The sequence below is a fragment of the Candidatus Methanodesulfokora washburnensis genome, from assembly GCF_003947435.1.
Taxonomy (GTDB): Archaea; Korarchaeota; Korarchaeia; order Korarchaeales; family Korarchaeaceae; genus Methanodesulfokora; species Methanodesulfokora washburnensis.
Map to the genome: position 1 here is coordinate 30,406 of NZ_RCOS01000129.1, position 20,206 is coordinate 50,611.

A 20,206-nucleotide genomic window follows, 5' to 3' on the forward strand; every position below is an offset into this window, starting at 1 on the left:
CTAAGGTGTCTTTCATTATGAGCTGCCTTGGATTTTATGTTAAAATAGCATATACCACTATAAAAGAGAATTTGCCCAGATTTCTGATGAGCTTCTTCTTGGCATTTCTCCTCCCCATATTCTTAGCTATTTTGATCGGATCAATTCTTGCCGGAAATCCTCCTTCATCAGCTTACCTTTTCAGAGGACAGGATTTTCTCACATTCTATTTTGTCGATCCCAGCAAACTGCCGGAATATGCCGAGAGAAATCCCAACAGTATTGTGAAGCTAGGGCTTGGGAATGATGTCCTTGTGGTGATACTGATTGTATCAATAGTATCTGCTGTTTACTCCGCTCTGAGCAAGGGATCGAGAGCATCCCTTGGATCAATATTCACTGTGCAGGCAGCAACAGCTTACTCCTGCTGTAGCTTCACAGTACTGCCTCTTTTTCCTCTTCTAGGCGCGGAGGCATCTTCCATCCTGCTGCAGGATATCCTTAGGTATCTGGGTGAGTTCATAGCTATAGCATTCTCCATTTACTATACAATATCAGCTATTAGGTTGATAAGAAACAGATTTCCCTGCAGAATCCTCATCTCATCAGCCTTCTGAGGTCATTTACGCTTCCCAGATCGCTCACTCCTACCTCCTCATCCACAACTATGACCTCCATATCATCTATTCCCGTTCTTCTTAGTATTGGGGAGATCAGCTCCTCTCTAGGAGATAATAAAATATCCTTTCCATATCCAAGCCTCACCATAGCTGGAAGCACCAGAATTTTAGGTTCCTTTCTCCTGTAAAGAGCACATTTGTACGTAACTGATGTGCCAAAATCATCCCTTATCGATATAGCCGGATGCTCGTGTCCCATAACCAAGTTCCTGTCCAATGGCACGTCTATATGACCATGGGCAAATCTGTAATTCCCCATATCCAGATATGGATCGTCCAGCTCTACTCCCTCCCTCTTCAGTATGGGTATGAGGTAGTTATCGTGATTTCCCCTGACAACTCTGACCTTATGCCCTCTCAGCTCTTTCAGGAGGGACAGCACCTCACCCCACTCCTGATCGCTAGCTCTTCCGAACTCATGTTTTACATCTCCTAATAATATTATATTTTTTACATCGTATCTATCAATTGCCTTTCTGATAATTCCAGCTACCTCAGGGAACTGCCTGTAGGGCAGGTAAAGGCCCTCCTCCTCCATCGCCCTTTCCAAGCCGAGGTGAAAGTCTGCAAATACCAAAGAGGATAACTCCCCTATGTAAACACCGTAGGGGAAGAGCGTGAAGTCATCAAGCTCCAGCTCCTGCATGAAGCATCTCCTTTATCCTTCTCTCAAAATCCCTTAACACCTTCATCCTGTCCTCCATGAATATCACATCGCTCAAGCTCTCCACAGCTATGAGCTGGGCAAAGGGCGTTGGAACTTCCAGCAGTCCTAGCTCAACTATCTCTATCTCCCCTCTTCTCACCTTATCTATCACGATTTTCGCTCTTTTTATGTCCATGTAGTCCTCCATTATCTCCCTGTAGGTTTCCCTGAGAAGAGGAAAGTCGTTCAGCTTCTTCACTATTTTTATCAGGCTATCTGCATTCATCCTCTGTTTTGAAACACTTATCTCATATCCCTTGTAGTTCCTGAGTATCATCAACCCTCTTATAGCCACATGCCTGAATCTGCTTCTCATCAGATCTGTTGCTTCCAGAGCTTTTTTCAGAACTTCCTCCAGATCGACATCAAGAAGGTCTTTGAAGGATGCAGCAGGCTTCTCTCCAATTGGATAAGATAGGGAAAAGCCGTTATCTGTCACCGTGATACCAACAGGCCTTCCCAATCTCCTGGAAGCTATGTAACCGAGGGCCCTGCTTAAAGCATCGTTTGTCCTCCTGCCAAACAGTGAAAGGTATATCTGTCTGTACCTTCCATCCTCATCCAAGAAGATCTCCCCCTGAATCACCCTGTCACTTGGTATTTTATCGGCTGAGATTCCCAGAGACCTTAGATACTCGAGCTCCAGTTTTATGTAATTGTATATTGCTTTGCTCGCCCTCTCATCAGCTCTGCACTTTTCCCTGAGATATTCAAGGAGCACGCCATCCTCTCCTTTTTCCAGCAGCATTGCAGCATACCTTCTGAACTTTCCTATCTCCACTGCGAGATCGAAGCTAAGAGGGAGCATCTCAGAGTACCAAGATGGAACTGTCGGCTTCTGATCCTTTGCATGTCTTACTATCAACCTATCAGATCTGGATTTAACGTACTCAAACACCTTTCCTGCTAGGACAAACCTATCTCCAGGGCTTAATCTCTCGAAGAACTCCTCCTCTATCTTCCCAACAAACCTCCCCTGCTCAGTGTATACTTTTATCCCGGTCTGCTCCGGTATTGTCCCAACATTAGTTGAGTATATCGCCCTCAGAGCTCTTCCTCTCCTGCCGAAGTATTCTCCATCAAACCATATCTTTCCATAAACCTTCTTCCCCTCGAGCTCCTCATAGGAACCTGACAGATACCTTAAAACTGATATAAACTCCTCCTTCTCCAAATTTCTGAATGGATATGCCCTTCTTATGAGAGAAAGGGCTTCATCCACACTCCACTTCTTCTCAAGAGCCATGCCAACTATGTGCTGAGCCAAAACATCCAAAGGCTTCTCAGGTATGTGAACCTCATCTAAGAATCCCTCCATAACTTTCTGCGCCATAACTGCAAGTTCGACTGCGTCATCTCTATCCATTGCTATGAACCTTCCTTTTATCACATCCTCATAACCGTGTCCGCTTCTTCCGATCCTCTGCACAGCTCTTGTCACCGATTTCGGGCTTCCTACCTGCACAACTAGATCTATATAACCAACATCTATCCCCAGCTCAAGGCTTGTGGAGCTCACTATTGCCTTCAGCTTCCCCTTTTTCATCAGATCCTCCACCTTCATCCTGACCTCTCTGCTCAGGCTGCTGTGATGGGCTGCTATCTCCTCATCTATCTCCTCCACATCCTTGAACTTCTGCTTTAAGTGAAATGTGACCCTTTCAGCCCCACTTCTCGTGTTAGTGAATATCAGCGTTGATCTGTGCCTTCTGACAAGCCTACTTATTATGTTGTATAGCTCATCGCTCTGCTTCTGAACTGGCGTGTTGACCATGTCCTCAGATGGAGCCAAGAGTGCTACATCCTTTTTCTTCAAGAATGATACATCTATTATGAGACATTCTCTTGGCTTTCCATTTTCATAGCCTACAAGGAACTGAGCAACCCTATCAAGCGGGTTTATTGTTGCAGAAAGCCCTATTCTCACCGGATACTTGCCCAAAAAATTGCTGAACCTCTCCAAGGAGAGGCTCAGGTGGCTTCCTCTCTTGTTCTCCACAATGCTATGTATCTCATCCACTATGACCCATTTTACTGTTCTCAGCTTCTCCCTAAATTTCGGGGCAGTTATCACTATTGAGAATGTCTCTGGAGTTGTTATCAATATGTGAGGCGGTTTTCTAAGCTGGCTTTGCCTCTCCGATTGAGTTGTATCCCCTGTCCTCACTGCATGCCTTATCTCAGGTATTCCATCGCCCATCTCCCTTATCTCCTGCAGAGGAAGCATCAGGTTTCTGTATATGTCATTGTCCAGAGCTCTTAGGGGGCTTATGTATACAGCATATATGCTGTTCTCAAGTCTTCCCTCTACTGCCATGTCAAATAGCTCGCTTATTATGCTGAGAAATGCAGCCAGAGTTTTCCCTGAGCCTGTTGGGCTGGATACGAGCACATTTCTTCCTTCCTTTATTGGAATTATTGCGTATTTCTGTGGAGGAGTGAGCTCTTTGAATCTGCTGCCAAACCATTTAGCTACTAACGGGTTAAGCCTCCTAAGCACTTCATCTTTCGTATACTCTCTCAACTGGCTCAACAACAAACTCGCAGTACTCATCCCCTCTTGCCTTGCACTTCACCTCTGTCGCCTTATAATCCCTTCCCCTTATAGCCGTTATATATCCCGCCAGCTCTCCTCTAACCAAATGGCTTTCCCCTGCAATTTCGCATTCGAAAAGATCATAAAGCCTTATTATGTACTTCTCCCCATCTTTCCTCCAGCTTCCTCCTGATATCCACCCAGTTCCTCCCATCATTTCAAGCAGAAAGCTAAGAAGCTCATCTTTCAGGTCTCCAATAAAGCTCACATGACTTTTATGTGCTGCCTTTCCCATATCAACTCCAACTATGTAGGCCAACGCCTTTGCTCCCTCTGTACCCCATGTCTTTCCAACTGCTGCATGTATGTGCTTAAGCCACTCAGTTCTGAAGAGAATAGCCCTTCCTCCAAGGCTCAATATCCTATCATGATGCCTTGTGATTATTATTCTGTCCCTGTGAACTGTATATTCTAGATCCGAGACCAAATCCAACTTTCTGAGGGATTCTATCATCTCATCCACAGAATCCTCTTTCACAAGGAGAAAAGTACACCACCATGCAAGGCCGGGCTTGTCAGACTCATGCGTTACTCCCCATTTTATGTCCCCGCCATAGGATTTTATCACATTGCTCACCGAGTGAATTGCTCCCGGAACATCCTTGAGCAACAGGGAGAGCTCCAAAACAACATATCCCTCGGGTCTTGAGATCGATGTTATAGTAAACAGAGGCAGATTATGCGGCATATGCATTTCTTTTTTTTAGTTACCTATAAACCTTTCGTTCCATTAATGCTAAGCGTTTATTACATGAAACGACGTTACCACTTTAACTCCTCCCCTCTTTAGCATTATGCCAACTGAGCAGTATCTGTTCTGAGACATCTCAATGGCCTTTTTGACAAGCTCCTCAGGAATATTCCCCCTTACCCTGTAAATAATTCTTATCTCCCTGAAAACTTTTGGATATTTCTCCTCCCTATCCGCCTCGAGCTCCACCTCCATGCCCTGAACTTCATAGCCTGCTTTTCTTATTATGGCCACGATGTCCATGGCAGTGCAAGTTCCTGCTGCAAGAAGAACTGCTTCCATCGGCTTAAGCCCATCCTCTGACATCTCTATTGAGGATTCACCTACCGATGCCCTGAACTTCATATCCCCTTCAAAGACCACCTTTCCTCTTATCTGAGACATAGCAAGAGCTTCAAGAAAAAGGTTAAAAAGATATCTGCTGAGCTAGTCCCGATGAAAATTGATCCAAGGATTGCTTTACTTGTAGGAATATCCGCTGTTTCAACTGCCAGCATACTAGTAAGGCTCAGCATCTCCCCTCCCTTGGTGATAGCAGGATACAGGATGCTTTTCTCAAGCATGATAATGGGCCTCCTAGGGATGAATGAAATCAGTGACCTGAGGAGGATAGACCGAAAGGAGACGCTTCTTCTCCTCATATCCGGTGTATCTATTGGTGCACATTTCGGCGCTTGGACAGCATCCCTTTTTTACACATCCATAGCTGCAAGCACTGTCATAGTGGACTCCTCCCCCATATTCGTTGTGTTGATATCCTGGATATTCCTGAGAGAAGGGGTAAACACAAGAGAAGCTTTTGGGATAGCTATATCAATTATGGGAGCTATAATAATAGCAATAGGACATGCTGAATTCAAATCGAACCTTTATGGAGATTTTCTAGCGCTTTTAGGGGCTATTTTTCTCGCGATATACCTAGTTATAGGGAGGATCCTGAGAAGAAAGATGGGATTAGCCTCTTACACATTCTCAGTTTACGGGGTAGCAGCAGTAGTTCTTCTTTTATCCGCTCTTGTCTCTGGAAACAGCTTAACTGCAGATCTTAAGGAGCTTATCATATTCATCCTTCTGGCGCTCGGGCCCTCTTGCCTAGGCCATAATTCATATAACTATGCCTTAAAATATATGAAAGCATCTGTGGTCAGTGCTAGCATCTTGGGAGAACCTGTTGGGGCGAGTCTGCTCGGAGCTGCCCTTTTGGGAGAGGTACCTTCAATTAGCACGATAATAGGAGGAGGAATTGTGATCCTAGGTGTCTATCTAACTGTATTTGGTAAAAATGAATGATATTTTTATTAAAACTGAGTTTTTATCCATCCACCTCATCCAGCTTTATGCCTCCTGAGTTAGCTCTCCTCATGTCATCAGTAATCGCATGGATCGTGGTCTCCATCCCAATATACATAGCCTCCAAGCTTATATCCAGAAAATCCAGCTTTATAAGAGCGATGGTTGCATCACTCGGATCCAGCCTTCTTTTCTCCTTGGTGTTCCTTCTAGTGCTTCATCTTGGGCCTGCCATTATAACAGCTCCCTTAGGCCTTCTTCTGGGCTTTCTAGCTGGACTTCTTGTGTTCAAGGAGGTTTTTGAGGTTGGTTGGTTCAGGGCTTTCTTGATAACAGTTCTGGCCTATCTAATTTTCATAATAATAGCGGCATTGATATCCGTTATACTGATATCATTTCTTCCAAGGGGACAGCTTATCGGATTTTAAGGCGAGAAAATGGAGAGATATCCGTTGGTTGGAATTGCAAGCAGGCTTCGCCATGTAGATGAGAAGTACAGGGAGATATCAAACAGAATTTCCGATCTTTTTTGTCCTCTGGGCTTGTTCTTTGATGTTCCAGCTGTTGAGGAAGCTGCAATACTGGTAATGACGGGAGGAACTGAGGAAATTGTGGAGAAAATCGGTGGAAGCTGGCCGCTCCTTCTCATATATCATGACTCAGAGAACAGCCTTCCTGCTGCTATAGAGGCTGCTTCATCTCTTAGAAAGAAAGGAAGGATTGTGTGGTTAGCCCATTGGTCATCACCTGAGATTCCAGTCATTCTATCTGCTATCAAGGCCATGAAAAGGATAAGGGGCTTCAGGTTAGGGATAATAGGGGATCCAAGCCCATGGCTGACCTACAGCAGGAGTTCTGATGAGGATCTGAGGATAATAGGTATACATCCGGTGCGCATATCCATTGAGGCCCTGATAAATGAGTATAAAAAGGTGGAAATGCCAAGGGATAGCAAAGATGGGGTGGAAAATGCAAAAAGGATGAGAGAAGCTATAAATAAGCTGATAGCAAGGGAAAAGCTAGATGGCATAACCATAAGGTGCTTTGATCTTTTGCCCATGGGAGTGACAGCATGCTTGGCTTTATCAGAGCTAAATTCAGCTGGAATAGTGGCTGGATGCGAGGGAGATGTTCCAGCCTTTCTAGCAATGCTTTTCGGGTATCTTCTCAGTGAGAAACCAACATTCATGGGAAATATCAGCGGAATAGATGAAAAAGAGGTTGTTTTAGCTCACTGCACTTTTCCATTATCTATTGCAAAGAGATATAAGTTTATGACCCACTTTGAGTCAGGAATAGGAGTTGGAGTAGCTGCTGAAGTTGAGAAGAACGTTAAAGTGACTTTGATTAGAATTTCGGATGACCTTAAAAGAATAAGAATAATGAAAGGTGTTACTGATGAGGTAAAATGGAGAGATGACCTCTGCAGGACCCAGATAAAGGTGAGGATGGAGGGAGATCCCTCCATAATGATAAAAAAGCCGATGGGCAACCATTATGTCATCTCATTTGCTGATATCTCACGTGAGCTCTGCTATCTAGCAGATGCCCTTGGCATGGAATGCGAAATAGCATGAAATTCAATAAAAAGAAGCTGAATAATCATCACATTATTATGTGGCGTATGGAAATGTTTTTTAGGCGAACTACAAAAGATTCCTAGGATGAGCGCGGATCTAAAGAGAAGGTTCCTCAAGATGCTGAAGGAGGATGAGATGTTCAGACATGCCGTCATGGCACATCTGGGAATAGAGGACATAAGGACCTCGTTGAACACGCTGACAGAGAATGTGAACAAACTGACCAGCAACATCAGTGCACTAACTGAGGCTCAGAAGAAGCTCACTGAGAGCTTGAACACGCTGACCCAGAGGGTTGACAGCCTAGAGCAGAGCCACATAAAGCTCACTGAGAGCTTGAACACGCTGACCCAGAGGGTTGACAGCCTAGCAAAAGAAGTAGGCTCCCTCTCCAGTACAATTGGATTCGGACTTGAGGACATAGCCAAAGTTGTTGTTCCTGGATGGCTTTATAGGCATGAGGGCATAGAGGTTGAGCTTGAGAGGAAGATTATTTATGTGGATGGAGAGGAGATCGACCTGAATCTGTACGGAGAAGGAGTGAAAAATGGAAAGAAAATCGTTGTTATAGGAGAGGCAAAGCACAGAATATATGGGGATGACGTGAAGAAGTTCCATAGAAATTCAGAAAAGGCAAGAAAGGTGATAAAAGGTGAGATCTATAAGCTGATGTTTGGGTTTTTGATACACCCATCTGCTGAGAAAGAAGCTGAGAAGAGAGGAATAAGGGTAATAGCCTCTTATATGAGATAAAAATGAGCAACTCATGGTCATTATTTTATTAGTTGAATACTGGAGAAATTCCTTAGAGAGCTATCATATAGTTTTTCCAGCCCTCTTATAACACTTCATAGCTCATGAGATCGATGTCCAGTCGATATGGCATCTCTTAGAGGTTAGCTGAATGATTTGCATATATTACTGCCTCTAGATTTCTAATTTCACATCTTACAATTTATGCATTTAAAAAAATCAAGCTCAGCAGAACAACCTGACCTGTACATTGCCCCTGTTGTGCTACATTCTCGCATGAAGGACTAGCACTGAAGGCATACCATCAGTATATTCCGTCCTTTTCGTTCTTCAGCACCCTTATTCTGGATCTTGTAGGATTATACTCCTTGTAATAAAAGAAAGAGCATGCTATCTCGAATATTCTGCGTCCAGTGGCTTCCCGAGTTGAAAATAAGCACCTCAAAGGCTGTCATTTAATCTCCAGAACAGGAAATCCTCCGAGGAGAAAGAGAAATTTTTCACCAGTAGAAAATCCATTAGAGTCAGCATAAATTCAGTGAAAGGAACTTGCTCAGCCCTGACATATCATCTCCATCATAAAACAGGTCTATTCTCCCTATGGTGTTCACGGTCTTTTCTGCTATCCTCCTGCTTATAGCAGCTATTCTCACATTCCTTCTGAGAAGATCATCCTTTATAGTGAGAAGGGCTTCTAAAACTGATGCTGATGTCAGCAATATGAAATCCCCATCCGATACAACACTGAGGAGATCTCTGGCCCTGTCAACCTTGGGAATAAGCCTGTATACCTTGAACAGGAGGAACCTCTCACTACAGAGCTCTTCAATGCTGTGATCAACTCTATCAGAAGAATATATAAATGCACTTCCATTAAAAGAATTTAAAAAATCAACTATACCTTTTGATGAATTTCTTTTTGGAATTAAAACATTTTTTACACCCCTTTTGAAGAGAGATTCAGCAGTTCCGGGACCTATGGCGAGAGAGCATTTCCCTGCCACCTCAGCTGCCTCGGGAACAAGCTCCCAGATATATTTCACCGCACTTTTGCTTGTAAACACGCTTATATCCGGCTTCATTTTCTTTAAGCAGGATCTCACCCTCTCTATTGCTTCTGGTATGAAAGCTGTATCTATCAGCTCAAATACCTCTACATCAATACAGTTCAGCATTTTTCTAAGTCTTTGAGCGGTTTCCTCGGTTCCCAGCACGATAAGCTTCATCATATCCACCTAAGCTTTTCCCTCATCCTGACAACATTGCCGAAGACTATCACAGCAGGTGGAGATACTTTTTCCTCCTCTGCCCTTTTGACTATGTCCTCAAGAGTTCCTGTTATCACCCTCTGCTCACGCGTTGTGGCTCTCTCTATTATGGCTACAGGAGTCTTGGTGCTGAGGCCAGCTTCCATTGCCTGCTTAACTATCTCTGCCAGATTAGAAACCCCCATGAGGACAACCACTGTATCAGCGGATCTGAAAGCTCTTTTGAGATCCAGTTCCTTCCCTTCCTTTCTGTGGCCTACTGTTATAGTTACAGATGATGAGAAATTCCTGTGCGTCAGCGGTATTCCAGCATAAAGAGGGGCTGCAAGCGCTGAGCTTATCCCTGGGATAACTTCATACTCTATTCCCGCATCTCTAAGAGCTTCACACTCCTCCCCTCCTCTTCCAAAAACAAATGGATCCCCGTTTTTCAGCCTGACCACCACTTCGTACTGCCTTGCCTTCTCTATCAGGAGCTTATTTATCTCCTTTTGTCTCTCCGACTCCCCGACATGCTTTCCCATGTATATAAGCTCCTTCGCATTCACGGCCATTGCCACCAGATCCTCGCTCACAAGCCTATCATATATCACAACATCTGCTTTTCTTAAAATATTAAGTCCCTTCAAAGTTATGAGCTCCGGATCACCTGGTCCAGCCCCTACAATATACACCTTGCCCATCAGGATCCCCTCCACTCAGATAGTATCTCCATACCCCCTGATGAGAGAAATTCCTCTATTGCCTCATCAGCCGCTGAGCTGATATCCCTTATCTCCACAGTTGCCCTTGCAATCCTTCTGAAGTCTTTCGATACAGCCGAAACTGTGATAATTCTTCTTTTCAGGTCTGCGTGTATTCCTATTGGAGTTTTGCATCCAGCTTTCAAGCCAGACATCACCTTTCTCTCAAGCATTACCTCATTAAAGCTTGTCTCATCATTTATCCTGCTGAGCAGAGGAGCAATCTCCTTCCTTGAGACAACAGCAAGAGCACCCTGTCCTGCAGCCGGGGTCATCTCCTCTATCCTTCTCCCTTTCATGGAGGAGTTCAGCCTTTCCAGAGCCGCCTCGGCCACTACAACAGCATCCAGATCCCTCAGCTTTTTCAGCCTAGTGTCAACATTTCCCCTTATCGGAACTATCTCCAAATCCGGCCTAAGATATTTAAGATGACTTATCCTCCTCATGCTACTAGTCCCCACTCTTGCGCCCTTGGGAAGCTCAGCAAGGCCAGATCCATCCCTTGTAACTATCACATCATACGGGCTCTTTCTTGGTGGAACTGCTGCTATCACAAGATCTACTGAAGTCGGAAGATCCTTCATGCTGTGAACCGCAAAGTCTATCTCTCCTCTCTCTACAGCAGCATTTATCTCCCTCTCAAAGATCCCCTTTGACTCCATCATATACAGAGGAGTCCTAAGGTCGACATCCCCTCTCGTTCTAATTACAACTATCTCAAACTCAGCTTCCGGAAACTCCCTTCTCAGGAGATTCAGCACCTCTTCTGTCTGGGCTAGAGCTAATCTGCTTCCCCTTGTGCCAACCCTGTATTTCAAGGGATAATCTCACCACTTCTGAGCCACTTCGCATAGTCCTTTGCGAAATAAGTTATTATTATGTCAGCACCCGCTCTTTTTATTGAGTGAAGAATCTCCCATACAGCCATTTTTTCATCAAAAAACCCAGCTTCGCCAGCCAGCTTGATCATCGAGTACTCCCCGCTCACATTATATGCCGCTAGAGGAACTGGAAGCCTGCTCAACCTTTTTATTATGTCCAGATACCAAGTAGCCGGCTTCACCATTATGATATCAGCTCCCTCCTGTATGTCTAAGAGGGCCTCCCTCAGGGCTTCATCAGAGTTTCTCGGATCCATCTGATAACCCCTTCTATCTCCAAATTTAGGAGCTGAGGAGGCAGCTTCTCTAAAGGGCCCGTAGAGAACGGATGCATATTTGGAGGAATAGGACATTATGGCTGTATCCTTGTAGCCCGCATCATCTAGAGCCTCTCTTATCGCTCTGACAGCCCCGTCCATCATCCCGGATGGGGCCACAACATCTGATCCAGCTTCCGCATGACTTACAGCTATCTTTGCTATTTGTTTCAGGGTCTCATCGTTGTCCACAGAATTCCCTATCACCACACCGCAGTGCCCATGAGTTGTGTACTGGCAAAGGCATACATCCGTGAATATAGTTATCTCATTTGAGAACTCGTCTCTCAATTTTTTGATTGTCCTTTGCACAATTCCCTCCCTATCATATGCAGAGGATCCGATCTCATCCTTCCTCTCAGGTATGCCGAACAGCAGAATATTTCTTATTCCAAGCTCTACCAGCTCATTTACCTCCTTTGTAAGCTCCTCAAGGGAGAACCTATATTGACCGGGCATAGCCTCTATTGGCTCCTTTTTGCTCAGCCCCTCCTTAACGAAAAGGGGAAATATCAAATCCCTTGGGTAAACTCTTGTCTCCGCCACAAGATCCCTGATTAATCTTGTTCTCCTCAATCTTCTCGGTCTTGAGGCTGGGAAGTGCAATACATCACCCTTACTCTTTCAGAAGGAGGAACTTAAAAGATTTTCTAAAAAAAGAGGAGAAAGGAATCTCAGAACTTGAACTGAGTTGTCGTCCTGAAGTCTCTTATTGAGAATATGAAGTCATCTATGTGCTTGTCTGTGAAGGGTATCCCTGTTATCTTGAAGAACTTCTCCCATCCTATTCTCTCTATCCACTCCCCTATTCTCTCGTCCTCTCTTGCATTCTCAATCCATGCTTTCACTATCTTCTTTATTGCCTCAACAGTTTCGGGCCATCTTGGCGGATTGTTGGGCAAATATGGTATGACAAGCCTCGAGTACATCGGCGGGCTCCTCGCATTCGGAACCTTGCCCCCAACCCAGAGAGAGAGGCAGTCGTACTTCGGGTTTATTATGTTCAAACCTGGGCATACAGTGTAGCAGTTTCCGCAGTACATGCATCTCTCCGGATTTATCTCAACACTTCTCTTTCCATCCGGAAGAACCTTCGGCTTTATTGCGAGAGTTGGGCAGCTTGCCACTGTTGTTGGTATCTCACAGAACTTGGACACTATCTCATCATCAACAACAGGAGGCTTTCTGTGCATACCAACTATAGCTATATCTGAGCAGTGAATTGCACCGCACATATTGAGGCAGCAGGCTATCGCTATCTTCAGCTTAGCAGGCAGATCATTCCTCTTGAAGTACTCGAATAGGGCATCTGATATAGCTTTTGCAAGACCCGGTGCATCTATCACGGATGTGTGGCAGTGATTCCAACCTATCGTGTGCACTATAGGCTTGTATGATTTTCCAGTCCCTCCAACAGGCATTCCCTTGCTCTCCAGCTCCTCTATCAAGGGATCTATCTTTTTCTTATCCGTTATTATGAACTCCACTGCATGCCTGCTTGTGAACTTCACATAGCCATCTGAATACTTGTCAGCTATGTCGCACAGCATTCTCACGAAATCTACGCTTATTATCTTTGGAATAGCCGCCCTCACCGTGTAAACTTCATCCCCTGTCTGGGATACATGCTTTATCACTCCCGGCTTTACATGTTCATGGTATAACCATTTTCCATAATTCTTTTTTATAGCAGGATGTAACATCTGCTCATAGTGAGGAGGACCTATCATTATGGGCATTCACCATCACCTCCCTCATTTCACCTCCTCAAGCTCCTCAGGAGACCAGAAGTAGTATGGGTTATTCCTAGGCCTGAACACCATCTGAGGAACTGGAGGAAGTCCAACAGCCTTCAGAAATACTCTCATTCCAACCCTGTATATGAGCTCAGCTACTCTCTCCCTAGTCCTAGCGTTCTCATCCCACCAAGTTACAATGCGCTTTATCAGGTCTATGAGCTCAGTGTAAGGCTTCTCTATTTTCATGAATGGGACTATCACCCACCCGAGCATGGCTGACTGCAGTATTGTGGCCTTTCCTCCAAGAAGTATTGTTGCTCCTCTCTCCTTTCCAGGCCTTAGTGCTTTTGGCATCTTGTTTATGCAGTACATGCACCTTGTGCAGTCCTCATTGTTTATCTTCAGCTCCTTTCCATCCCAGCTCATGCACTTTGTCGGGCATCTCTCCGTTATCGCCTTTATATCCATTCCCGCTTTAGCATACTCCCTTACTGCCTCCTGATCTATCTGTATCTCATCCTTCCATGTTCCTATTATTGCGAAATCAGCTCTTGCAAGAGCCGCAACACAATCATTCGGGCAGCCGGATATCTTTATCTTGAACTTATATGGAAATGCAGGTCTGTGTATCCAATCCTGAAACTCCATTGTTAGGGTGTGATATACATCCAGCGTATCAAAACAGGCCCACTCACATAGAGCAGGTCCCATACAGCAGCTAAGGGATCTTATGTCTGATCCGGATCCTCCAAGATCAAATCCCTTGCTAGAAAGTTCATCAAAGCACTGTTGCAGCACCTCAGACGGAGCCCCAAGTAGTATTATATCACCAGTTGATCCATGAAGGTTCATCAAACCGCTTCCATACTTCTCCCAGACATCGCATACAGTCCTTAGTGCATCTGTCTTGTAGAACCAAGCCGCTGGTTGTGCAACTCTGAAAGTATGGCATCCGGCAGGAGGACCAACCTCAGGTATGGCGCTGTATCTTCCTATAACTCCTCCTCCATACCCCTTCACCGTGACAGCTCCACCATGCTTCCAGTATGTGCGCTTGTCTCTGTAAGAAAGCTCAAGTTGATTCAACATTCTTCTTGCTATCTCCTTTTTTGCAGCCATTTTCTCATATTCTTGGACGAAGCCGGGCCAAGGTCCCTTCTTCAACTCATCCAAAAGAGGGGTCTTCGATACCATGCTTTCCCCCGTTTTTACTGAAAACATAAAGACTTAAACCTTGAGATGGAAAAATTGAGAAAAAGAACAGCTAACTTTACTTTATTACTTCATATGTTATGCATCCGAGAGGGCATGTAGAAGCTGCCTCCTTTATCCTGCTCAGCAGATTCTCCAGCTCGCTCTCCTCCACCTCTACTATTTCCTTAGGCCAAGCTTTTCCGTCCTCTCTCACCTCAAAAAGCTCCGGACATAAAGCTTGGCATGTAGCACATCCCTGACATGTGGCAAAATCCACAGATATCCTCACCTTGACCTTTGCCATGCAATCACCCAGCAGTCTCGTTAGAGGAGATTAAAAAAATATTTATGGAAAAATTCATAAAATCATGGAGGATATGGATGCGTGCCTAGGACAACCTTTTTCTTGAACTTCTCCTCAAGCTTGGCCTTTGTTTCATCCACATTTATGGGACATTTTCCTATCTTAGTTGCACTAATTATACAGGTTCCTATATGAATCACATCTATCTCAGCCCCGTAGTTTTTCGCCTCTCTCAGCATCAGGCCCACTTTGTTCACAATAAATCCGGGACAATCACCGCAGCTTGTTATGAACAGAACATCTGCTTTTTCGTAATCGGAGAACATTCCCAACCCCTCCTTTGCTGAATTAAGACACTTCAGGCAACCCAGACATATCCTGTCCATCATCTTCTCGCATGCAACTATCCCTATGTTCACCTGACCACCTCCTTTTTATGAAAATAAAAAAGAAGATAAGGGGATTCTCAAAGGACTATAGCATTGCCGACCAGTTCGTGAACTCCCCCTACTTTTATCGGGAGTTTGTAATGCCTGACATATGTGTCAAACGATGCCTTATCTATTGCACATATCATCGCAAGAAAGTTAGCTCCGGTCCTCTTTATGGCCTCCATCTTCGGTTTTATCGCCTTAAGCCTCAGCTCCAACGTCTCATCTGCAAGCAGTCCAGCTCCAGCAGTGCAGCATATGGTTCTCTCCCTGTTAACAGAGGGATCCAGTTCAACATAATTCCTGCAGACGCTCTTCAATATGTATCTGGGCTCATCTATGAGCCCCATTGCCCTAGTTGGATTGCAGGAATCGTGGTACGTGACTACGTACTGATCATTTCTGCTCGGATCTATCTTCAACTTGTTGTGCTTTATTAAATCAGCTGTGAATTCACATATATGCACCATCTTTGTATAGACAGCGTTCTTGAACTTTGTCCCGGTTATGGGGGATACAGGCTCCTCCAGAAAATCAGCTGGACCATTAATGGTCCCCATGAAATCGTGTATGACCCTCCACATATGGCCACATTCCCCTCCAAGTATCCACTTCACACCCAGTCTTTTCGCCTCCTTATATATCTTTGCATTTATCTTCTTCATATGCTCATAGTTGAGGAATAGACCGAAGTTTCCTCCCTCGCTTGCATAAGTGCTTATCGTGTAGTCAAGGCCTATCTGATGAAACAGCTTCACATATCCCTTGAATGTACCCCAGTGAGGTCCTCCGAAGAAGTCTGCTGATGGAGGGACAAAGAGAATCTCAGCTCCCTTCTTATTTATCGGTATCTTCACCTCCACTCCTGTTTCCTCCTTTATCTCCTCCTCCATGAACCTGCAGGCATCGGCAAGAGCTGCTGGCGGGATGCCCATGTGGTTTCCTATATATTCGCACTTTGCTATGGATTCGGTAGTGGATCTAGGGCTGAGCCCTATTGCTGTTAGCACCTCTCTTGCCGCTATAGTTATCTCGGCTGTATCTATTCCATATGGACAGAATACAGCACATCTTCTGCACTCCGAGCACTGGTAAAAGTATGTGTACCATAGCTTGACCATTTCCTCATCAAAATCCCTAGCTCCAGCTTTTTCTCCAAGAAGCTTCCCCTCTCTTGTGTAGTACTTCCTGTAGACAGCCCTCATCAGATCCTGCCTTCCGACAGGCATGTTATATGGATCGTTTGTCGCTAGGAAAAATGGACACTTGTCAGAGCAGGCACCGCAGTGGACGCAGAGATCCATGTAAAGCCTGACAGATCTGTACTTCTTCAGCACCTCATCGAACTTCTTCAGAGCTATCTCCTTCCAATTTTCTGGAAGCTTGAAGTCGTCCCTTGACCACTCTCTTGGAAACGGAAGCTTCATCAACTCCATATCACTCTTCTTAGATGCATGAAGCCTAAACTTCTCCCCAGGCCTTGAGAAATCCAACTTCATATCAACCACCCCTTTCTATCATCTCGAGCTCATCCTTGAACTTATTGTAATACTCCTCCCAGCTCATTATCTCGACCGGGAAGTCCCATGGGTTCACCTTTCTCCTCATCCTGGCATCGTTTCTCTGATTTTTCACCGGATTGAGAAATATTCCTATGAAGTGCATTACTTTACTAAACGGTATATATATCATCAAAAGCTCTACTAGGAACATGTGAAGAAGGAAGTAGATGTTGCTAGGAGGCTCTATCGGTTTAAGGTATATCAAGCTGTAGATAAATGCGGACACCTGCTTCACATCAACCCCAGAGTAGAACCTGACATAATTCCCCAGCAGGACTATCGATATCAGGAGGAGCAGTATTAGGTAATCGGATAGATGGGATATGTAGCGGAGATTTGGCATCACAATCCTCCTCACTATGAGGAATGCTAGAGCTCCAGCAAATATTATTCCTGTGTAGCCTATTATATCATACCAAGTGTAGCCTATGACGCTCCAGAGATCGTGAAACAGGATATTTATTATGTGGGCTATTATCGTGGTGAGAAGCAGCACATGAAATATCCATCCCCCAAGCCAGAGCTTCTTTGCACCCTTCAACAGGGGTCTGAATAGAAATGCATCTGTTGCAAGCCTTGCAACAACACCTGTATATGTTGTAGGGCCTGGCGTCAGGGGGACCTTCAGGGGAACTGGCACTTTTATCCAAGTGAGGAACTTGTAGATAGATCCCACTATCAGGACTATCACAGATATGTATGCCAAAAATATGCCTATGGTGAACTCCAGAACTCCCATGTCATCACCTCACATAGAATATCATCAACAGGACGACTAGCGCTATGAATGCAATGCCCGCAGCTATCCACTCCTGATCATAGTCCTCCCTTATGTTCTTGTAGAGGTAAAATATCAGTGCAGAGGCCGCTAATTCTGCTGAAAGACCTGCTGCAAACTTATTTTGAGATAATATTGGATCAAGATACAGGATATATCCCAGAACTACGAGCTGAAATACAAGGATCGCTAAAACTCCTGCCTGGAATCTATCCATAAGGATCACCTCCTCAGCACATTTCTCGGTTCAGCTGAGTAGAGAATCCACACCGACATTATTATTGAGGTTATCAGCGATATTGTGTTCATTATGGCGCTGAACAAATTGGTGGACATCGTTATCATGGAGATGGAGCAGCTGCCAACTGCTATAAAGAAGCTCATGGCAAAGAACAGCAGGAGATTGCTGGACGTGGATGCCTCCACGAACTCCCATGCGAATTTCTTCGGCATCTTCAATGCCTTCACATGCTGATATCTCAGATAGACTGCCCTGGAGATGAGGCCAACTATCAGTATGGGAAGTCCTAAGACTATTATTGCATCAACTAGAGAGACCCCCTTTCCTGGAGTAAGAGCACCCCATATTGTTAGAATCACTATTTCAACAACTGCTATAACTCCTATTGTTGTTGCAAAAGGTCTTTCCATCGGATTCCTCTTTTCTGACCTGTCTATGAATGGCAAAAATGTGACAACAAGTGCTATAAGCATAAACAGAGCTAGAGCTGCCTGAACTCCAGTTTTCCCTTCAAATATAGGTATTTTCAGTATTTGATACATCCAGAGAAAGTACCACTCCGGTTGAGGTGCATATTGAGCTGCGACCTCAGGAGAGAATTTTGGCGGGAATTCCACCGGAAATATGGCCGAGATAGCAAAAAGAACTGATAAGAATACAAAGGAAAGCATCAGCAGGTATACTAATACGTCCGGGAACCACTTCACCTCTCTTTTATCCGCTTCCTCGGACAGAGGCTCTGAGGCACCATGCACTTCGAACATGTGTAGCTTTATTGCAAAGCACAGTATTATTATTACTGGAAGCACAACTACATGAAATGAGAAGAACCTCAGGAGGAGCTCCTCGTCGCTTCCAGTTCCAGCTATTATGTATACAATCATCCCTCTTATCGGATCCGGAAGGTTGTTTATCAGACCTATTGAGACATCAACAGCGCTCTTTGATATGACAGTCCATGGGAGAAGGTATCCTGTGAATCCCATGGCCAATGCAGCCAGCCCCATCACCATACCCACTATCCACATGAGCTCCCTAGGTCTCTTGTAAACTCCAACAAAATAGCCTCTCACCAGATGAAGGAATGCCAGAAGTATCATCGCATATGCTCCATATAGATGAACTGTCTCTATGAATAGACCATAGGAAACTGATGATACTATCTGCATCGTAGATTCATATGCTTTATCTGGAGATGGGACATAGTACTGCATCATCAGAATTCCGGTGACACCCTGAAGGAGGAAGACCACGAATGCTATTGCGCCAAGCCAGTATGTGGGGCTCAGGGAATATCGGGGGGCGGGCCTCAATATCGTCCTGCTGAAGCCAAATCTGGAGTCTATCCAGTCGACTATTCTGTAGATTGTGCCCTTCTCCTCCGAAGCCATATCAACCACCCCCTACAAGCTTGCCCCCTACCAGATCGCGCCACACTTCAGTTGATCCAGGAGGCCCCTTTCCGAATATCACAGGAGGCCCCATGCCCACAGCATAGATATCTCCAGTGGAGCTATCGTACTCCAGCTTAACAGGCGGAAGAGGATACAGAGGAGGACCTGCCAGAATCTTAGCTCCATCATCCGCATCATAAAAACCTGCATGACATGGACAGTAGAACAGATTTCTGTCCGGAAACTCGCTTGAGGATCCAGCTGGCATAAACCTCACCATGCAGCCTAGATGCTGGCATATCTGGCTGTATGCAACTATGTCCTCATCTGGCCCAACTCCATTGGTAACCCTCTTCCCGAGCTTAACTAGGATGTTTGGCGTGTTCTCAAGGGGGTAGTTGAATATTATAGGCTCTTTCTCCTTCAGATCCTTTATGTTTGCCACTTTTATCCTAGGCCACTCTGGTATCTTCATCTGAATTGGTCCTAAAGCTCTTACAATACCTAAGATTCCAGAAAATGCAAAGACAGCAGATAAAAAAGCCATGCTTTTGAGGAAGTTTCTTCTGCTCTCGTTTATCACTTCCTCCTCTGCAACTTTCATCACTGTTTTCTCCTCAGCAGTGCTGGACATCCCAGCACCTCTTTTAGACGCATCCTGTTGGCTTTGGCAGGCCAGCTATCTTGCACGCACCATTTGCAGGTCCGCTCGGGAACAGCTCATATATTTTCTCCAAGCTGAATCCAGTTGCCTTTGTCAGCATTCTTATCGGAGGAGCTATGCCGTATTTGAGGAAGTAGTCCCTCAGGTAGTTCACCACCTTCCAGTGCTCCTCTGTCATCTTCTCTATTCCCTCAAACGTCTTGGCAAAGAACTCGGCTAGCTCAGGAGTCCACTTCTCAGGCTCCTGCAGGAATCCATCCTCATCTATAATATATTTCTGACCCTTGAATTCTATCTCGGGCATCACCTCTCACCCCGACCTTTAGTGAAGGTAGGGAAAATATATAATCTCTCA

Annotated in this window: 23 protein-coding genes; 5 read left to right on the plus strand and 18 right to left on the minus strand. The window is 44.9% G+C overall.

Features of this window, described 5'->3' with window-relative positions; translation table 11 throughout:
• The first annotated feature begins 17 nt into the window (after positions 1-17).
• A complete protein-coding gene (locus D6D85_RS11030; RefSeq protein ID WP_125672088.1) occupies positions 18-596 on the plus strand; it encodes a hypothetical protein in 579 nt (192 codons plus the stop codon).
• Here the strand turns inward: D6D85_RS11030 and D6D85_RS11035 are convergent.
• The 4 genes from D6D85_RS11035 to D6D85_RS11050 are packed head-to-tail and all read right to left on the minus strand — an operon-like array spanning position 577 to position 5,096.
• On the minus strand, positions 577-1,305 hold the full coding sequence (locus D6D85_RS11035) for a metallophosphoesterase (protein WP_125672089.1): 729 nt from the start codon (positions 1,303-1,305) through the stop codon (positions 577-579). The genes D6D85_RS11030 and D6D85_RS11035 overlap by 20 nt on opposite strands.
• Complete coding sequence (locus D6D85_RS11040; protein ID WP_125672090.1) at positions 1,286-3,919, minus strand: ATP-dependent helicase; 2,634 nt, start codon at positions 3,917-3,919, stop codon at positions 1,286-1,288. The genes D6D85_RS11035 and D6D85_RS11040 overlap by 20 nt, the downstream gene beginning before the upstream one ends.
• On the minus strand, positions 3,867-4,649 hold the full coding sequence (locus D6D85_RS11045; protein ID WP_161969837.1) for a V4R domain-containing protein: 783 nt from the start codon (positions 4,647-4,649) through the stop codon (positions 3,867-3,869). The genes D6D85_RS11040 and D6D85_RS11045 overlap by 53 nt, the downstream gene beginning before the upstream one ends.
• A 48-nt stretch (positions 4,650-4,697) precedes the next feature.
• Positions 4,698-5,096 (minus strand): OsmC family protein, encoded by a 399-nt coding sequence (locus D6D85_RS11050; RefSeq protein ID WP_125672092.1) that lies wholly within the window; start codon positions 5,094-5,096, stop codon positions 4,698-4,700.
• A 51-nt stretch (positions 5,097-5,147) separates the two neighbouring features.
• Here D6D85_RS11050 and D6D85_RS11055 point away from each other — a divergent pair, with 51 nt between their 5' ends.
• The 4 genes from D6D85_RS11055 to D6D85_RS11070 all read left to right on the plus strand — a co-directional run bounded on the left by D6D85_RS11055 (position 5,148) and on the right by D6D85_RS11070 (position 8,335).
• The gene (locus tag D6D85_RS11055; RefSeq protein ID WP_125672093.1) at positions 5,148-6,002 is read left to right on the plus strand and encodes a DMT family transporter; all 855 of its coding nucleotides are present in this window, start codon (positions 5,148-5,150) and stop codon (positions 6,000-6,002) included.
• Between the two features lie 47 nt (positions 6,003-6,049).
• Positions 6,050-6,430, plus strand: a complete 381-nt coding sequence (locus D6D85_RS11060; RefSeq protein WP_125672094.1) for a hypothetical protein — start codon at positions 6,050-6,052, stop codon at positions 6,428-6,430.
• Between the two features lie 9 nt (positions 6,431-6,439).
• The gene (locus D6D85_RS11065; protein WP_125672095.1) at positions 6,440-7,579 is read left to right on the plus strand and encodes a hypothetical protein; all 1,140 of its coding nucleotides are present in this window, start codon (positions 6,440-6,442) and stop codon (positions 7,577-7,579) included.
• An 87-nt stretch (positions 7,580-7,666) separates the two neighbouring features.
• Positions 7,667-8,335, plus strand: coding sequence for a hypothetical protein (locus tag D6D85_RS11070; protein ID WP_125672096.1), 669 nt, complete (start codon positions 7,667-7,669; stop codon positions 8,333-8,335).
• A 524-nt stretch (positions 8,336-8,859) separates the two neighbouring features.
• On the opposite strand, the gene D6D85_RS11075 is transcribed toward D6D85_RS11070, so the two are convergent.
• The 14 genes from D6D85_RS11075 to D6D85_RS11140 form a co-directional block, all read right to left on the minus strand.
• Positions 8,860-9,561: a uroporphyrinogen-III synthase gene (locus tag D6D85_RS11075; RefSeq protein WP_161969838.1), complete on the minus strand. Its 702-nt coding sequence runs from the start codon at positions 9,559-9,561 to the stop codon at positions 8,860-8,862.
• The gene (gene cobA / locus D6D85_RS11080) at positions 9,561-10,286 is read right to left on the minus strand and encodes a uroporphyrinogen-III C-methyltransferase (protein ID WP_125672098.1); all 726 of its coding nucleotides are present in this window, start codon (positions 10,284-10,286) and stop codon (positions 9,561-9,563) included. The genes D6D85_RS11075 and cobA overlap by 1 nt, the downstream gene beginning before the upstream one ends.
• On the minus strand, positions 10,286-11,164 hold the full coding sequence (hemC, locus tag D6D85_RS11085) for a hydroxymethylbilane synthase (RefSeq protein ID WP_125672099.1): 879 nt from the start codon (positions 11,162-11,164) through the stop codon (positions 10,286-10,288). Before hemC ends, cobA begins: the two co-directional genes overlap by 1 nt.
• Entirely contained in the window at positions 11,161-12,150 is a 990-nt protein-coding gene (gene hemB, locus D6D85_RS11090) for a porphobilinogen synthase (RefSeq protein WP_125672100.1), read from the minus strand. Before hemB ends, hemC begins: the two co-directional genes overlap by 4 nt.
• A gap of 68 nt (positions 12,151-12,218) precedes the next feature.
• Positions 12,219-13,283: a dissimilatory-type sulfite reductase subunit beta gene (dsrB, locus tag D6D85_RS11095; RefSeq protein ID WP_125672101.1), complete on the minus strand. Its 1,065-nt coding sequence runs from the start codon at positions 13,281-13,283 to the stop codon at positions 12,219-12,221.
• 15 nt (positions 13,284-13,298) lie between these two features.
• Complete coding sequence (gene dsrA, locus D6D85_RS11100) at positions 13,299-14,477, minus strand: dissimilatory-type sulfite reductase subunit alpha (RefSeq protein ID WP_125672102.1); 1,179 nt, start codon at positions 14,475-14,477, stop codon at positions 13,299-13,301.
• A 76-nt stretch (positions 14,478-14,553) separates the two neighbouring features.
• Positions 14,554-14,781, minus strand: coding sequence for a ferredoxin (locus D6D85_RS11105; RefSeq protein WP_237558835.1), 228 nt, complete (start codon positions 14,779-14,781; stop codon positions 14,554-14,556).
• Positions 14,782-14,843: 62 nt separating this feature from the next.
• The gene (locus D6D85_RS11110; RefSeq protein WP_125672103.1) at positions 14,844-15,200 is read right to left on the minus strand and encodes a CGGC domain-containing protein; all 357 of its coding nucleotides are present in this window, start codon (positions 15,198-15,200) and stop codon (positions 14,844-14,846) included.
• A 47-nt stretch (positions 15,201-15,247) separates the two neighbouring features.
• Entirely contained in the window at positions 15,248-16,711 is a 1,464-nt protein-coding gene (gene dsrK / locus D6D85_RS11115) for a sulfate reduction electron transfer complex DsrMKJOP subunit DsrK (protein WP_125672104.1), read from the minus strand.
• Between the two features lies 1 nt (position 16,712).
• Positions 16,713-17,513, minus strand: a complete 801-nt coding sequence (locus D6D85_RS11120; protein WP_125672105.1) for a respiratory nitrate reductase subunit gamma — start codon at positions 17,511-17,513, stop codon at positions 16,713-16,715.
• 4 nt (positions 17,514-17,517) lie between these two features.
• On the minus strand, positions 17,518-17,769 hold the full coding sequence (locus D6D85_RS11125) for a hypothetical protein (protein WP_125672106.1): 252 nt from the start codon (positions 17,767-17,769) through the stop codon (positions 17,518-17,520).
• 5 nt (positions 17,770-17,774) lie between these two features.
• Positions 17,775-19,184, minus strand: a complete 1,410-nt coding sequence (locus D6D85_RS11130; RefSeq protein WP_125672107.1) for a cytochrome b — start codon at positions 19,182-19,184, stop codon at positions 17,775-17,777.
• 1 nt (position 19,185) lies between these two features.
• Complete coding sequence (locus D6D85_RS11135) at positions 19,186-19,821, minus strand: arsenate reductase (azurin) small subunit (RefSeq protein WP_125672108.1); 636 nt, start codon at positions 19,819-19,821, stop codon at positions 19,186-19,188.
• Between the two features lie 13 nt (positions 19,822-19,834).
• Entirely contained in the window at positions 19,835-20,155 is a 321-nt protein-coding gene (locus tag D6D85_RS11140; RefSeq protein WP_125672109.1) for a TusE/DsrC/DsvC family sulfur relay protein, read from the minus strand.
• Between the last annotated feature and the right edge of the window lie 51 nt (positions 20,156-20,206).

Bases quoted from the DNA above. Each gene is read 5' to 3' on its own strand.
- D6D85_RS11055 (WP_125672093.1), top strand. From the start codon at position 5,148: ATGAAAATTGATCCAAGGATTGCTTTACTTGTAGGAATATCCGCTGTT.
- D6D85_RS11070 (WP_125672096.1), top strand. From the start codon at position 7,667: ATGAGCGCGGATCTAAAGAGAAGGTTCCTCAAGATGCTGAAGGAGGAT.
- D6D85_RS11045 (WP_161969837.1), bottom strand. From the start codon at position 4,649: ATGCCGCATAATCTGCCTCTGTTTACTATAACATCGATCTCAAGACCC.
- dsrK (WP_125672104.1), bottom strand. From the start codon at position 16,711: ATGAAGTTGGATTTCTCAAGGCCTGGGGAGAAGTTTAGGCTTCATGCA.
- dsrA (WP_125672102.1), bottom strand. From the start codon at position 14,477: ATGGTATCGAAGACCCCTCTTTTGGATGAGTTGAAGAAGGGACCTTGG.
- D6D85_RS11065 (WP_125672095.1), top strand. From the start codon at position 6,440: ATGGAGAGATATCCGTTGGTTGGAATTGCAAGCAGGCTTCGCCATGTA.
- D6D85_RS11135 (WP_125672108.1), bottom strand. From the start codon at position 19,821: ATGTCCAGCACTGCTGAGGAGAAAACAGTGATGAAAGTTGCAGAGGAG.
- dsrB (WP_125672101.1), bottom strand. From the start codon at position 13,283: ATGCCCATAATGATAGGTCCTCCTCACTATGAGCAGATGTTACATCCT.
- D6D85_RS11140 (WP_125672109.1), bottom strand. From the start codon at position 20,155: ATGCCCGAGATAGAATTCAAGGGTCAGAAATATATTATAGATGAGGAT.
- D6D85_RS11105 (WP_237558835.1), bottom strand. From the start codon at position 14,781: ATGGCAAAGGTCAAGGTGAGGATATCTGTGGATTTTGCCACATGTCAG.
- D6D85_RS11125 (WP_125672106.1), bottom strand. From the start codon at position 17,769: ATGGATAGATTCCAGGCAGGAGTTTTAGCGATCCTTGTATTTCAGCTC.
- D6D85_RS11040 (WP_125672090.1), bottom strand. From the start codon at position 3,919: ATGAGTACTGCGAGTTTGTTGTTGAGCCAGTTGAGAGAGTATACGAAA.
- D6D85_RS11060 (WP_125672094.1), top strand. From the start codon at position 6,050: ATGCCTCCTGAGTTAGCTCTCCTCATGTCATCAGTAATCGCATGGATC.
- D6D85_RS11050 (WP_125672092.1), bottom strand. From the start codon at position 5,096: ATGTCTCAGATAAGAGGAAAGGTGGTCTTTGAAGGGGATATGAAGTTC.
- D6D85_RS11075 (WP_161969838.1), bottom strand. From the start codon at position 9,561: ATGAAGCTTATCGTGCTGGGAACCGAGGAAACCGCTCAAAGACTTAGA.
- cobA (WP_125672098.1), bottom strand. From the start codon at position 10,286: ATGGGCAAGGTGTATATTGTAGGGGCTGGACCAGGTGATCCGGAGCTC.
- D6D85_RS11120 (WP_125672105.1), bottom strand. From the start codon at position 17,513: ATGGGAGTTCTGGAGTTCACCATAGGCATATTTTTGGCATACATATCT.
- D6D85_RS11130 (WP_125672107.1), bottom strand. From the start codon at position 19,184: ATGGCTTCGGAGGAGAAGGGCACAATCTACAGAATAGTCGACTGGATA.
- D6D85_RS11030 (WP_125672088.1), top strand. From the start codon at position 18: ATGAGCTGCCTTGGATTTTATGTTAAAATAGCATATACCACTATAAAA.
- D6D85_RS11035 (WP_125672089.1), bottom strand. From the start codon at position 1,305: ATGCAGGAGCTGGAGCTTGATGACTTCACGCTCTTCCCCTACGGTGTT.